Origin of the sequence: Adonisia turfae CCMR0081 (assembly GCF_011009555.1) — a bacterium.
GTDB classification, from domain to species: Bacteria; Cyanobacteriota; Cyanobacteriia; order Phormidesmidales; family Phormidesmidaceae; genus Leptothoe; species Leptothoe turfae.
In genome coordinates this window covers 6673084-6687327 of sequence record NZ_QXHD01000004.1, presented here as the reverse complement: position 1 = coordinate 6687327, position 14244 = coordinate 6673084, and the positions used below count along the sequence as shown (strand labels likewise).

The 14244-nt window shown below is 49.7% G+C and carries 15 protein-coding genes; 8 read left to right on the top strand and 7 right to left on the bottom strand.

Annotated features, from left to right (window positions below; genetic code table 11):
- Both DXZ20_RS32385 and DXZ20_RS32380 read right to left on the bottom strand, forming a co-directional pair.
- On the bottom strand, positions 1–1808 hold a 1808-nt coding region (locus DXZ20_RS32385), incomplete at its 3' end, for an efflux RND transporter permease subunit (protein ID WP_163703689.1).
- Positions 1809–1822: 14 nt separating this feature from the next.
- A complete protein-coding gene (locus DXZ20_RS32380; protein WP_163702871.1) occupies positions 1823–3193 on the bottom strand; it encodes an efflux RND transporter periplasmic adaptor subunit in 1371 nt (456 codons plus the stop codon).
- 671 nt (positions 3194–3864) lie between these two features.
- Between DXZ20_RS32380 and DXZ20_RS32375 the strand changes: the two genes are divergently transcribed.
- From DXZ20_RS32375 to DXZ20_RS32355, 5 genes are all read left to right on the top strand, one after another.
- Positions 3865–4710 carry an Npun_R2479 family HD domain-containing metalloprotein gene (locus tag DXZ20_RS32375; protein WP_006519745.1) on the top strand — a complete coding sequence of 282 codons (846 nt, stop codon included), beginning with the start codon at positions 3865–3867 and terminating at the stop codon, positions 4708–4710.
- 69 nt (positions 4711–4779) lie between these two features.
- Positions 4780–5244: an ATP-dependent zinc protease family protein gene (locus DXZ20_RS32370; RefSeq protein WP_163670764.1), complete on the top strand. Its 465-nt coding sequence runs from the start codon at positions 4780–4782 to the stop codon at positions 5242–5244.
- Between the two features lie 219 nt (positions 5245–5463).
- Positions 5464–6372 carry a 30S ribosomal protein S6--L-glutamate ligase gene (gene rimK / locus DXZ20_RS32365; RefSeq protein WP_163670763.1) on the top strand — a complete coding sequence of 303 codons (909 nt, stop codon included), beginning with the start codon at positions 5464–5466 and terminating at the stop codon, positions 6370–6372.
- Between the two features lie 252 nt (positions 6373–6624).
- Entirely contained in the window at positions 6625–6909 is a 285-nt protein-coding gene (locus DXZ20_RS32360) for a DUF427 domain-containing protein (RefSeq protein WP_163670761.1), read from the top strand.
- A 4-nt stretch (positions 6910–6913) separates the two neighbouring features.
- Positions 6914–8119 carry a bifunctional sterol desaturase/short chain dehydrogenase gene (locus DXZ20_RS32355; protein WP_163702870.1) on the top strand — a complete coding sequence of 402 codons (1206 nt, stop codon included), beginning with the start codon at positions 6914–6916 and terminating at the stop codon, positions 8117–8119.
- A 134-nt stretch (positions 8120–8253) separates the two neighbouring features.
- Here the strand turns inward: DXZ20_RS32355 and DXZ20_RS32350 are convergent, their stop codons facing one another.
- Positions 8254–9117, bottom strand: coding sequence for a WecB/TagA/CpsF family glycosyltransferase (locus DXZ20_RS32350; RefSeq protein ID WP_163670758.1), 864 nt, complete (start codon positions 9115–9117; stop codon positions 8254–8256).
- A 345-nt stretch (positions 9118–9462) separates the two neighbouring features.
- On the opposite strand from DXZ20_RS32350, the gene DXZ20_RS32345 reads away from it, so the two are divergent.
- A complete protein-coding gene (locus DXZ20_RS32345) occupies positions 9463–9729 on the top strand; it encodes a hypothetical protein (protein WP_006519751.1) in 267 nt (88 codons plus the stop codon).
- A 205-nt stretch (positions 9730–9934) separates the two neighbouring features.
- Here DXZ20_RS32345 and DXZ20_RS32340 read toward each other — a convergent pair whose 3' ends face one another.
- The 3 genes from DXZ20_RS32340 to DXZ20_RS32330 form a co-directional block, all read right to left on the bottom strand.
- Positions 9935–10984 carry a fatty acid desaturase gene (locus DXZ20_RS32340; RefSeq protein WP_163670756.1) on the bottom strand — a complete coding sequence of 350 codons (1050 nt, stop codon included), beginning with the start codon at positions 10982–10984 and terminating at the stop codon, positions 9935–9937.
- A gap of 406 nt (positions 10985–11390) precedes the next feature.
- The gene (locus tag DXZ20_RS32335; RefSeq protein WP_163670754.1) at positions 11391–11696 is read right to left on the bottom strand and encodes a hypothetical protein; all 306 of its coding nucleotides are present in this window, start codon (positions 11694–11696) and stop codon (positions 11391–11393) included.
- A 38-nt stretch (positions 11697–11734) separates the two neighbouring features.
- Positions 11735–11902 (bottom strand): hypothetical protein, encoded by a 168-nt coding sequence (locus DXZ20_RS32330; RefSeq protein WP_163702869.1) that lies wholly within the window; start codon positions 11900–11902, stop codon positions 11735–11737.
- 187 nt (positions 11903–12089) lie between these two features.
- Here DXZ20_RS32330 and DXZ20_RS32325 point away from each other — a divergent pair, with 187 nt between their 5' ends.
- Positions 12090–12620, top strand: a complete 531-nt coding sequence (locus DXZ20_RS32325; protein WP_163702868.1) for a hypothetical protein — start codon at positions 12090–12092, stop codon at positions 12618–12620.
- A gap of 26 nt (positions 12621–12646) precedes the next feature.
- Here DXZ20_RS32325 and DXZ20_RS32320 read toward each other — a convergent pair whose 3' ends face one another.
- Entirely contained in the window at positions 12647–13462 is an 816-nt protein-coding gene (locus DXZ20_RS32320) for an NAD-dependent epimerase/dehydratase family protein (protein WP_163703688.1), read from the bottom strand.
- A 95-nt stretch (positions 13463–13557) separates the two neighbouring features.
- Between DXZ20_RS32320 and DXZ20_RS32315 the strand changes: the two genes are divergently transcribed.
- Positions 13558–14244 (top strand): ATP-dependent helicase (locus tag DXZ20_RS32315; RefSeq protein ID WP_163703687.1); only part of this gene is annotated, 687 nt, incomplete at its 3' end.

Here is a 14244-nt window from a genome sequence, read left to right as displayed (position 1 = left end):
GAAATGTATACGCTATCTACGGCGGGATTTGCTTTAAGCCGATCACTCACGTACTGGGTAACCAGCTCTGTTTTGGCCAGGGTACTGCCCGGCGGTAGATCGATGGCCAGGCTAGATAAACCCGTGTCACCGGCGGCAAACAAACTGGTGGGAATAAACCGCGACAACATCAGGCTGGCAATGAAAAAGCCAATGGCTAAGCCTACCGTTAAAATTCGATGGCGCAGTGCTCCCCGCACCAGTCGAAAGTAGGGCAGTAGCCCCTTGGGTACGTAGATATCTCCAGCTCGGTAGCCATCGGCTTGACCGGGAGACTTTTCTTGCACTGGTTTTGGTTTGAGTAAATAGGCCGCCATCATGGGGGTCATCAGACGGGCCACCAGGGTAGAAAACATGGTGGAGACGGCTACGGTGACGCCAAAGGGCTGGAAAAACTGACCGGGCACCCCACCCATAAAGGCCACGGGCAAAAATACGGCCACAATGGTGGCCGTGGTGGTCACCACCGCTAACCCCACCTCAGCCGTAGAATCCATGGCCGCCCGCATGGGACGTTTACCCATGTCGATGTGCCGTTCTACGTTTTCGATTTCTACAATGGCGTCGTCCACCAGGTTGCCGACCGCCAGGGTGAGGGCCAGCAGGGTCATGCTGTTGAGGGTATAGCCCAGGGATTGCAGAACAATAAAGGTGGGGATAATCGAAAGAGGTAGGGCGGTGGCGGTAATTAATGTGGTGCGCCAGTTGCGTAGGAAAACGCTAACAACAATAACTGCGAGTAGTGAGCCAATAATGAGGGCATCAATGGAGGCTTTATAGGAATCGCGAACGTCGGTGGCACGGGTGTAGATCAGGTCAAATTCGACGTCGTCGAGGGTTTCGGTAAGGGTTGCGATCGCATCTTGCACCCCATCTTCCACCGTTACTAACAGACTGCCATTGCTGCGAAATACAGAAAACGACACCACTGGCTGATTGTCTAAATAAGCCGATTGCCGTTTTTCACCAAAGTCATCCTCAACGGCTCCCAAGGTATTTAAAGGCACCGTGTTGCCATCGGGTAGGAGAATACCCAGATTCTGTAGACGTTCCACCGTGGGTGCACTACCCAGTGTGCGAATGCCCTGTTCCTGGCCCAAAATGTCGCTGCGACCACCGGGCAGGTTGATATTGGAATTACGGATCTGATTGTTGACCTGGGTGGCAGTGATACCGAGAGCGTCTAGCTCATTGGGATTGAGATCGACGATAATCTCGCGATCCACCCCACCAAACCGGCGTACCTGGGCTACACCTTTTACCGACAGCAACTCCGTCGCAATGGTGCGATCCACCAGGTCACTCAAATCCTCCACCGATCGTGTTCCAGAACTGACCGTATACGTCAGCATCGGTCCGCCTTCAAATTTGAGACGTCGTACCTGGGGTTCCTGAGCATCTTGAGGCAGTTCAGCCCGCACTCGGGTGACGGCATCTCGCACATCGTTGGTGGCCTGTTCCGTATCCACCCCCAGGTCAAAACTGATCACCGTGGTGGAATTACCATCGGTTACCGTCGAGCGCACATTGTCGATATTGCCAAGGCCAGAAACCGCATCCTCCACCGTTTTGGTGATCTGGGTTTCCATCTCTTCTGGACCGGCTCCCAGCTGATTCACCGACACAATGACTGCCGGAATATCAATATTCGGGTTGGCATCAATGCCTAACTGGGTAAACGACAACCAGCCTGATAAGGTCAGCACCAAAAACAACACCAGCGTCGGCACCGGTCGACGAATCGACCACTCAGAAATATTCCAATTCATGGGTTAGTCTCCGATTATTCCGCTGGGGTGGGTTGAGTTGATTGGCCTGTAAAGGGCGATGACACAACAGATACCGGATCGCCTGGTTGCAAATAGCTTGCCCCCTCCACAATCACTTGGGTACCCTGATCTAGCCCCGATAAAATTTCCAGTCGTTCCGGCTGATTGGCGGTTGCCGGGAGTCGCGCTCCAACGGTGACGGTGACCAGCTCTGCCGCTCCTGATTCATCCACCGTAAAGACCTTAAAGGTGTCGTCTGCCTGGGGCAGTATCGCCGTCGCTGGCAGCACCATGCCGGTGCGTTGACCCGTCATAAATTCGGCCTGTAGAAACATCCCTGTGCGTAATTCGCTATTGGCCGACAGACTGACATTGACCGCTGCCTGGCGAGTTTGTTGATCGATTAAAGGTTCAATAGAACGCACAGACCCCGATATCTTAATTTGGTTGTTGGTTGAGGCGGTCACCATCACCGGAGTGCCGACCTGAATATTAGACAGCTGCCGTTGAGGTAGATCCACCACTAATTCCAATAAACCGTCTTGAACCATGGTGAATAGAGCGGTGCCCGTGGATGAGGTATCCCCAACCGTGGCCTGTCGCTCAGCAATTTGACCAGCCGCCGGGGCTGTGACGACGGTTTGGCCTAACTGGGTCTCTAGGCGGCTAATCTCGGCACCGCGACTGTTTACGGTGGCTTGGGCACTTTGGACTGCGGCTTTGGCCACACCGACGGCTTCGCGAGCCGTAATGGCTTCAGTGCGGCGGCTGTTTAACTCTTGTGAACTAATGCCCCCTTGTTCGTAGAGGGTCTGGTAGCGGTTAAAGTTTTCCTGAGCTTCGGCAGCCGTTGCTTCTGCCTGGGCCTGCTCTGCCCGCTCTTGCACCACCTGTGCTTCTGCCTGGGCATAGTTGGCCTGAGCTTGAGCAATCTGAGTTTGCAGTACTGAATCATCCAGAACGGCTAACACTTGTCCTGTACTCACTTGATCGCCTGCGCGCACTCGCACATCACGAATCTGCAAGCCACTGACTTGGGGAGAAATCTGTAGTAAGTCAAATGCTTGTACGGTTCCCGTAGCTGCTAAAGACTGTTGAATATTGGCCGATTGCAGCCGTTGTGCAGTCACACTGGTAGCGCCAGATGGATCCACCGTAGTGGCTGCGGCTGGAATTTCTGCTGGCTCAGATGCTGGCCGTGATAGCAGTCTCCCTCCCACAAAGGAAACCCCAATCCCCAGCAGTAGTCCCAGTCCTAAACCCCGTATCCCCACCAGGGCAGAGCGCTGCTTGGGTGAAGCATTAATCAAAGCAGCACCATTCGCATACTGACCATTGGTAGATTCTTTGAGTTGAGGGTCGTCTTGAAAATTTCGATACGTCACAGCCTAGAAAATACCAGTACAACTAAAGGACAACCCTGTTTACAGGACCCCCTGTAAACAGGGCCCCTGTTTATCGGATGCCTGTATAAGAAATCTGACGTTGCTGAGCCTGGGAGGCTTGAATCTGAAAAATAACGATCCGGGGCAATGCAGACAGAGCTATGTATCCCCTAGATCAGCAACAGTAGAAATCTTTAACAAATGTAAACCTGTTGCCATTATGGCGTATCCTTGCATGACTTTGATCACAGCCAGTGACAGTTTTATTTGGCACCCTAACGTCAGGCATGGGGCAAAATTTCTAACTATACTGCCGCCCATGTCGGCATCAGGTATCTATCCGCGATATGCCAGTCAGTGTCATGGCGTGCTGTGTAGCTTAGTCAGTGCATATTGAAAAAATGCGCACCTGCGATCGCAGCCAGACAATCCCTGCCCACACCCTGGAGTTCTTTTGTAGAGAAGACCTCGGATATAGCAGTGGGATCAGGCTGGGAGAGGCTGTCAATATCTAATTTTAAATTTTTGTCAGTAAACCATATGCAACCTGCGCTGCGCATACATTCCGTTACAGTACCTTTGGCTATATAAGGGTAGCCCTACGGTGTGTTAGCGTTAGCTCAGCTTTAAACGCAGTGCCCTTATTTCCTCCCATAAAAGCAGCCCTTACCATGTTCAATGTCACCGAGATTCTAATCGCTGATTTTGTTGAAAAACTACGTCTTGGCTATCGACGCACCTACGGTGGGCTGCACCATGACTACGAAGAAATTATTGCTTGGGCTGGCAGCATGGCCCTTGAAAATATTGCCAATAGCGATGCCCTGTACCACAATGTCGAGCATACTATTTTAGTCACACTGGTGGGTCAAGAAATCCTCAGGGGTAAACATACTCGCGAAGGAGGTGTCACCGCTGAAGATTGGCTGCACTTCATCATTTCCCTGGTTTGCCATGACATTGGCTATGTCAAAGGTGTCTGTCGTGACGACCTTGACCATGAACACCTGTATGCCACGGGCCATGGCGATATGATTAAACTTACTCCCGGTGCCACTGATGCGGCGTTGACACCCTATCACGTTGACCGTGGCAAGCTATTTGTCGCAGAACGTTTTGGTAACAATGAGCGGATTGATGCTAAACGGATTCAACATAGTATTGAACTCACTCGCTTTCCAGTACCTAAAGAAGAGGACCATCAAGACACAATTAACTATCCAGGGTTAATTCGAGCAGCAGATTTAATTGGTCAGCTGAGTGATCCCCGTTACCTCAAAAAGATCAGTGCCCTATTCTATGAGTTTGCCGAAACGGGTCAAAATAAGGAGTTGAAATATGAAACTCCCCACGATCTGCGCCGTAACTATCCTAAGTTTTACTGGGGAGTTGTTCACCCTTATATCCATGACAGTCTACGCTATCTAGCTCTAACTCAAGAGGGTAAGCAAATTATTGCTAACCTTTACTCCAACGTCTTCATCGTTGAATATGAGCAGGATTTGCTACCCCTGTGATGGCTGTCTCGTGCACCACCTGTCATAGAGTGAGCAAGGTGTTGTACGCAATCGGAGCATAGGGAATAGATGGAGTCCCAACAGCTGCCACTGATTGGGTGGCGTGAGTGGGTGAGGCTACCTGAATTTGGGATCACCAGTGTTAAGGCAAAAGTAGACACAGGGGCTCGTTCCTCGTCGATCCATGCCATCAACATTGAACAGTTTGATGCCGGTGGCATCCAAAAAGTGCGATTCCAAATTGCTCCGGTTCAGCATGATGATCGGCAGCTGGTGCAAGCCGAGGCAAAACTCCTTTGCCAACGGACGGTAACGGATTCCGGTGGCCACACAGAAAAACGCCCTGTGGTGCTCACCGCTGTATCTCTTGGCGGTGCCACCTGGCCCATTGAGCTTACCCTTGCCAATCGAGATGTGATGGGATTTCGTATGTTGCTGGGGCGTCAGGCCATTCGCGATCGCTTCTTAGTCCACCCTGGTCATTCGTTTTTGCAGAGCAGTCGGAGGCTGTCAAAGAGTGAAGAGTCAATATAGGAGGAGGTATGCAGTAGGAATTTTGAATTTTCAGTGATCGCTGTTTTGCTGGTATGAACCTGGCCAGGGGCGTGTACTCAACACTCAGACCTCAGACCTCAGCATTCAAAACTAAGAACTTTTCCCCATTCTCCATCGCCAATTGCCCTCTCCAACCTCACTCTATGGAATCATAGGTTAACTAGGTTTTTCGGTGCCTTTACTCAGTTTGCGCTTCCTATGAAAATCGGTGTGCTGTCCCGTGATGCGTCCTTGTACTCCACCCGCCGGCTATTGGAAGCAGGCAACAAACGTGGTCACCTGATGAAAATCATCGATCATATGCGTTGCTACATAGAAATAACAGCTGATAGTCCTCGGTTAATTTATCAAGGCAGCCCCCTGACCGATATTGATGCGGTGATTCCACGTATTGGTGCTAGCTACACGTTCTATGGCACCGCTGTTGTGCGCCAGTTTGAGATGATGGGGGTGCTCAGTGCCAACGGCTCTGATGCCATTGCGCGCTCCCGTGACAAACTACGCTGTTTGCAATTGCTTTCTAAGGAAGGGGTGGGATTACCGGTCACCGGATTTGCCCATTCCACTAAAGATACAGAGGGAGTCATTGAGCTGGTGGGGGGAGCCCCGCTCGTGATTAAACTGCTGGAGGGTACCCAGGGAATCGGTGTTGTTTTAGCAGAAACATACCAGGCGGCAAAGTCTGTAATTGAGGCGTTTCGCGGTTTGGATGCCAATATTTTGGTCCAAGAATATATCAAGGAAGCCAAAGGCCAGGACCTGCGATGCTTTGTTATCAATAATCAAGTCGTGGCATCCATGAAACGCCAGGGAGCGCCCGGTGAATTTCGCTCTAATATTCATCGGGGTGGCAGCGTACGCCGTGTCAAACTCAGCAACCAAGAGCGAGATACTGCCGTTAGGGCTGCCATGGCCATGGGGCTTAAAGTGGCGGGTGTGGACCTGTTGCGGTCTAGCCAAGGACCTGTTGTCATTGAGGTTAACTCTTCCCCCGGACTAGAGGGCATTGAGCGGGCAACAGATATCGATATTGCCAGCAAAATTATTCAGTATCTAGAACAACAATGGCGAATCAAGCGCAAAGCTCAGGAGGAGAAAAGGAAATAGCGGATGAAGAGCTTTAAGTTGTGAATTTTAAGTTTTGAGCTGCTGACCTTCAATCCGTTGCGACCAGTATAGGTAATTCAGTCACTCAAAACCAAGTAGTTAAAATTTCCCCTAACCGGCTCAGGGCAAGTTATTGACTGCCCATTGCCCGTGCCCCACGGCCTATTCTCCCTGCCACTCCCCTTCCATCTAGTTCGATTAAGATTTACCATCAGATACGAAACAATTCGCAACACTGAAGGGACAAGAGTCATGCCCAAGGCAACTTGGAATGGGGCTGTGCTAGCCGAGAGTGACAACTGTGAGGTGGTTGATGGGAATCAATATTTCCCACCTGAGACCTTGAATATGGACTATTTTAAGCCGAGCACTAAGACTACAACCTGTGGTTGGAAAGGGGTGGCGAACTATTACACCCTTGACGTGGATGGCCAACAAAACAAAGATGCTGCTTGGTACTACGCAGACCCTAAGGAAGCGGCTAACAATATCAAAGGTTATGTTGCTTTCTGGCGCGGTGTCACTGTAGAGGTTTAATTCTGTGGGGGATGTTGTTATCAGCTTTGAAGCAGGCTGGCTGCTCCAAGGCTTATGGTGCTTATTGTCTTTATTGCTCGTAGAGATGGTGCGAGATACCTACCATGTGGTAGGCCATTTTTGGCAACCATTTATTCAACTCCATAATTGGCATCACAAGGTTTATCGTAAGGACTATTCTGTTGTGAGCGATGAGCTGTACCGTAAGGCTCAGCTTTATAACGATGTGCCTGAGGCGCTGGTGATGATGGCGGTGATGGCGTTGTTGGCGCTTTTCACTCCCATATGGGGATTTTGGTTAGGATTTTTCTATGGTGCTGTTTTTTTGATCGCAGCGCTGTTGAGATCGCAAGGGTTTCTTCGTAGCACGGACCTGACCCACAAGCCAGGTCCGTTCAATGCGCCACCTCGGGTATGGTTTGTTAACCGTGCGTATCACTGGCGGCATCACTTTGATGAAACTACTGCCTACTATTCAGGCTATTTCACCCTATCGGACAAGCTTATGGGTACGGCACTGTCTCTCAAGGGCAAAACTGTCGCTGTGACTGGGGCCTCTGGCACCCTGGGACGTGCCCTGATTAAACGTCTGGCTGCCCAGGGGGCAAAGCCCATTGCCATCAGCCGAGCGGCGGATGCTGTTATTGAAGGGGCTGTTAAGGTCATTCCCTGGCGTTCAGGCCATGAGAACGAACTTAAGGAGGCCTTAAGCCGAGTGAATATCCTGGTAATTAACCATGGGGTCAATGTGCACGGTGAGCGGTCGACAGATGCGATCGCCAAGTCCCTTGACGTGAACGCGCTCTCTGCCTGGCGATTGATGGAGGTATTTTTAGAAACTGTGGACAATCGCTTAGGTCCTGCCACGAAAGAGCTGTGGATCAATACCTCTGAAGCTGAGGTAAATCCTGCTTTCAGCCCGCTATACGAAACATCAAAACGTCTGCTAGGAGATCTAATCACCCTGCGCCGTCAAGATTCACCCTGTGTGATTCGTAAACTTGTGCTGGGGCCATTTAAGAGCCAGTTAAACCCCGTGGGTGTGATGTCGGCTGACTGGGTTGCAGGCGCAATTGTTGCTTTAGCTAAGCGAGATATTCGGAACATTATCGTCACGATCAACCCGATTACCTATGTCATGTTTCCGATTAAGGAAATAATGCAGTCGCTCTACTTTAAGCTGTTCTCTAAGGGGGAGAATATTCGGTAATTGGAAGGGGTGGAGGTTAGATTCTGAGGTTATTGGTTATTGGTTATTGGCTACTGGTTGATGGCTATTGGTGACTCCGCAGACACAATGCCATGTCGACAGCTAACTAATAACCAATAACCAGTAACACTCCCCTACTCCTTTCCCTTCGTAACCTGTTTAAGCTTCTGTTTAAGCAATAACTTAAAAAACGGTAAATCATCTAGTAAATAGCGTTTCCACAAGCGTTTAGGCTCAGACATTAGTCGATATAGCCACTCAATGCCTAAACTGCTCCACAATTGCGGTGCTCTGGGTTTGTTGCCTGCTTCAAAATCTAAGGCGGCCCCGACCGCCATAAAGATTTTTACCTTGGGCATATGGCTACGATATTTTGCGATCCATAGTTCTTGTTTAGGCGCGCCCACCCCCACAGCTAAAACCGTAGCTTCTGAGGCGTTAATAATGTCAATGATTGACTGGCATTCAGCCTCATCTTTTTCAAAACCGAAAGAAGGTGAGTGGGCTGCAATCACCATGTCTCGTCCAAACCTGGCATTAATATTCACTTGGGCTTGTTTGGCAACACCTTTGGCACCTCCCAGGAAGAAAATTGTGATGCCTGGGTTGTTGCGGTGATAATCGCAAAACAAAGGGAGTAAGTCAGACCCTGATATCTTTTCCTTTAAGGGTTTGCCCAACAACTTAGATGCATACATCAAAATTTGACTATCGCATACCTTGTAATCTGCTTGGCGATAGGCTTCCTGAAATTCAGCATCGTCCTGGAGCTTCATCAGATGATCCACATTCGGTGTGAAAATCACGCCTCTTGTGAGCTCTGCTAAAAACTGACGCTGAGAGATATTATCAATTTCCACCCCTAAAATTTCGACCCGCTCGCGCAGTCGTGCACGCTGCCGCTCAAGCATTCCAGCCGCTGTGGAAGTTAAAACAGCGACGCGAAACAGACGCTTATAATCAGAGGGCGTAGGCCTCTGTAGAACCTGCTGACTCATGGGAACTTAGGGAAGTGCACTGACTAGAATGTTCCCCAGTCGCCGGTAAATGTCACCTGGCAGTTTCCTAGTTAAAATAATTGGATGTTTGATGCAAATTAGGCGTCACCGTCATTCATTAATGCCCGAGGTACCTGTTTAGGCGCATCGGTTGCTTGGGTAATAGGGAGATTGAAATTAGCCTGAAGGACCTTGTGACCCAGGGTATTATTCATATGAGGATTAGACGTTTGGCACTATGCAGCGTTTGCACGCTAAGTATTGACTTATGTAAAATCCTCAAGGGCTAGGTAATCTGACCCGCCACTGGAATGCTCATCCTAAGAGCATTTTACCCTGAGAACTATGGCCTCGGTAAACACCCAAGAGAGCGTGACAATGCCCAGCGTAACCGATACAGCTTTTTACGATACCACTATTGCCTTCCGTCGTTTTGATGAGTGGCTACTTGGTAATTTTGGCGAAAAGATGACAGTGGGTGAGCGACTTCAGGTGGCCGCATCATTGACAATGTCCGCTCAAATCAGTGCTTTGACAGAAAGTGTGTCAGAGATGGATTTATCAAAAATTGAAAAATCCCTCAAAGAAATTGGAGTAAATATAAAACCCTAATAATTTTGCTATCTATTAATACGATTAAACTGGGCCACATTGATAGACAAAATTAATTTTTAAATGTCATTTGTTTAGGCATTTTTCTTTATTTTGTTACCTTTAATACGAAATGCTGGTCGATGCCCGTTCAGCAAAAAGGCCCCGGCATATTCCAGGGCCTTATTTAAGGCTATCGACGCTTGGAACTTAATAGCTTGGGCTATTACCGACGAACGGCTTTGAACGGTACATAGGCCTTTTCAGCGTGATAGAGATGGCAATGGTCAATGATGCTGCGCATAAATTTCCAGGTGAACTTTTCCTCACGAATATGCACCCGGTCTCCCCAAGCATCCTTCAAGCTTTGGTGAGCCATACGCAGGTTATAGGCTGGGATACCTGTAGAAATATGGTGGGGCACATGGACGCTGATATCGTGGCATAACAATTCGATCCATTTAGGGTAGTCGCAGTGAACCGTACCGGCCAATTGAGATTCCACTTCATTCCAGGTTTCCTCAGGATAAAACTGGATATCAGGCGCTGTATGGTGTACCAGCGTAAAGGTGCTCATCCAGAAGTGATAGCCTATCCAGGGCATCAACCAGAACTTGACCCAACCCCAAACACCTAAGGTGGCAATCATTGTGGGGAAAACAATAGCTGCAAATATAACAACGACCGCAATGGATACTTGAGCCTTACGCTTATCCCGCTCAGCAAAGTTATTTAGATTAAAGTGAATGCCGGCCCAGTGAATAATGGAAGCCAGCCACCAAAGACGTCCACGCATTAGCCAGTAAGCCGTCTGCATGAACTTGCTCTCTGATGTATAGGTATCGATAGTCCAGGGATGCCAAGCGTTATCGACATCTTGCTTATTGGTATGGCGATGGTGATGGTCGTGGAGTAGTCGCCAGGGGTGGAAGGGATAGATTAGGGGAGCAAAGGAGATGTAACCAACGATGTCATTAACCCAACGACGTTTGGCAAAGGACCGATGACCGCAGTCATGCCCGATGACAAACCAACCCGTTAGAGCTGTACCTGCAAAGAACCAGGCAAAAGGGAGCAAAAACCAAGGTGATAGGGCGATCGCAATATACCCTAAAATCGTCATTACAACGCTTAGACCCACCTGTTGCCATGCCTTGCGAGAATTTTTCTTAAAGCACTCCTTCGGTATGGTGTTGATCACATCTCTCAGCGTTACATTAGCCAACGGCCCATCAGAAAGCCGATCGGTTGATAACCTATCAAGTGTTGCGGTCATAAAATTTTCCACGCTCTGAATTGACAATCGTCGTTGCAAACTACCGCCCAGGTGGTGCTGGGACGTTTTTGGTTAGCAGTCCTCAGCAGCCATTTACAACGCCACTAAAAAGCACACTACAACCGGAAACGGCTGCCATGCGCCGGACCAACCCCCCTGCAACGGGGAGGGCAGCTCTGCTTAATATTTGTTAGAGCTGCTTAACAAATTGTTTTGATTCTACTATGGCGTGGTTGCGTTCTCAGATGAATTGAAAGGTGTCAATGGAGTTCCTTTGAGCATTGAATATAAATGCCTCATTGTTTAATTCGGTATGCCACAAATCAATAAATATGTAGTAAGTAATGCCTATCTTGGTCATCCCTAACTTAGGGGGTGATTGCATCAGGTGACCACAGTCAAACCCCTAGGACTTGAAAAAAGCACAGATGACTTGGGTCGCAATATCATCGGCTACGGGCTGACCATCACGGCGGATATATTCATGGGTATGGCAGTTATACCGACCCATGGGACGACGGGTATCGTCTACCTGCACCACAGCTCGGTACTCCCAGTAATATTTAGCACTCCGGGTGATTTTTAGAACACAAACCTGGTGATTATCCACCGTTCGGCATAAGGGTGCTGCCTGGATAGCTGGAACTAGCAACAAATTGAATAACAATACTAGGCCCAGTAATTCTCCTGCCAAACACAACTTTTTTAACATGGTTAACATTAGGTCAGCACAACTTACCGATGGCGGATTTAACGCACCAATGGATGTTTAGGACCATCATAGGAGACCTGCAACAACAAATCAGCATTAGTATGCTGACCTTGGTCAATGGAGAGCTGAGCTAACTCTGCGAGAACTGCCCGCCAACCATAGGAAAGAATCATCTGTTGCAGAGCATGGGTGAGGTTGTTATCCATAAAATTTAGAGATTTTCTTTAAAATCCTTTAAGACTTTTTGATGATAGGGCTCTCAAAATCACAAATGCATCCGTAGGGTTAAGGATACGTCCAGGTGCGATTTTATAAGTGAACATTCCTGTGTATTGCGGAGAATGGGCCATGGCTTACTTGATAGGATGAGTACTTTCACGTAAAGCAAAAGCGATGGTGTTAGCCAGACAATATTTGGGTTCTGTATTGATCGGTGGTTTAGTTGCGATCGCAGCCTGCGGTGAACCCGTCACAACCAACTTTGCCACCACCAACTATAGTGCTAATGCCACCGTTACCTATACCTGGCAAGTACGCTACAACCGCGCCGACGGTCGCGATCGCCCCAACGACACCCGGCTCGAAAAGTTCGCCTCCACTTCCTTAGAAAACCAAAATGGTGTCCGACCTGGCCTGGCCGTTACCGGTCCAGATAACGAAGGTCTCTGGTGGCCCGAACTTCCCCCCAAACCTACCGTGGATGATGTTGAAGCTCGCCAGGGCGAAAACGAGCAGCCCGAATCACCTGAGCTGATCAAATCCGTTGACTATACATTGACGGTGGATCAACCCGGACAGCAGAAAACTCTACCCACTAGCTATAAGGTCTACCGTCAAGCCGTTAAAGCCCATGCGGATCAGAGACCGCTGGAGGTGATTTTGGGGCCGCAGGATGGGTCGGTGATTAATGTGAATGTGCAATAGGTATGTGCTGCAACGTTACAGTGCCCCTACGAATCAAAAAATTGCGGATGTACGAACTGGTATCCTGCCGCCTTAATCTTTGCATTCGAAACCTTTGCATTGTACGCTCTTGCACTAGGCTGCGATGGATCCCAGTGCACTGGGGCTAAATTGTAGCGATCGCACACCTCATTAATCAATTCCTTAACCGTTGGAATCTCATCCTGCACTACGTTATAGATGCCTGAGAGGGCGCGCGATCGCACAAACTCAATCGCCCCCACAATGTCATCCCGATGAATCCAATTTGCCCACTCACCGCCCGTGCCCGGTCGCGTCTGACCCGCCGCCCGACTATAAATTCTCTCCAACGTCCGGCCCGGTCCATAGATTCCTCCCAGCCGTAACACACATACTTTTACCCCCCCTAAGCCCAGCAATGTCTGTTCCGTCTCCGCAATCACCTCACCATTAGCTGTTGCAGGCTTTACGGTCGTCGCTTCAGTGACCGTTGCCCCCTGATGCTGACCGTACACAGAGTACGTACTTGTATATATAAGATGCTGCACCTGCGTATTCGGCAGCACCTCCGCCAGGGTCTTTGCCGTTCCCAGGTACGTCTCTTTGTAGTTCGCCCCGCGCTTTGACCCCACGCATACCAGCACCACCTGCTGATCCACTAAACAATCCTGCACCGCCTCTGGCTCCGTTCCCCTGAACACCCGTACGCGATCCGCCACAGTTTGTAACTCTTCGACACGCTCTGGGCTGGTCGTCGTCACCGTTACCCTCAGGCCCTGCTGCTGCCACAGTCGAGCCACCTCCTTACCCACATAGCCACAGCCAATAATCGTTGCATTTATGACCATACAACCGCTCCCATCCACACTAGATCCGTTACATTAGAATACTGATTCAGCGCATCACCCGGCCGCCATTCCCCTAACCCACTGCCACAATGACCACACCAGCCGATTTCCTCAGTCAGCTCAACGCTGCTCAACGTCAGGCCGTCGAACATTTCTGTGGACCCTTGCTTGTGGTCGCCGGGGCCGGTTCTGGCAAAACCCGTGCCCTCACCTACCGCATTGCCAACCTGATCCTCAACCACCGTGTGGACCCCGAAAATATCCTGGCGGTGACCTTTACCAATAAGGCCGCCAAGGAAATGAAAGAGCGCATCGAAAAGCTGTTTGCCGAGCAGGAAGCTCTTGGTCGCCACGGTCAGCCCCTACACCTGCTGCCCGATTACGAGCAAACCCAGCTGCGCTCCTACGTCTACAAAACTTTTATTAAAGACCTGTGGATCGGCACCTTCCACGCCCTCTGTTCCCGTATCTTGCGCTTTGATATCGAAAAATACCAAAGCCGTGCCGGTCATCGCTGGACCAAAGCGTTTACAATTTTTGACGAATCCGATGCCCAGAGCCTGGTCAAAAATATCGTCGTCAGTACCCTCAACCTGGACGACCGCAAGTTTAATCCCCGCTCTGTCCGATACGCCGTCAGCAATGCCAAAAACCAGGGTCTCGATCCTGACGAGTACGAGAAGGAGAACCCCAACTTTAAAGGGCGCGTCATCGCTGATGTGTATCGCCATTACCAAAAGGGACTGGCCCAAAACAACGCCCTCGACTTTGATGAT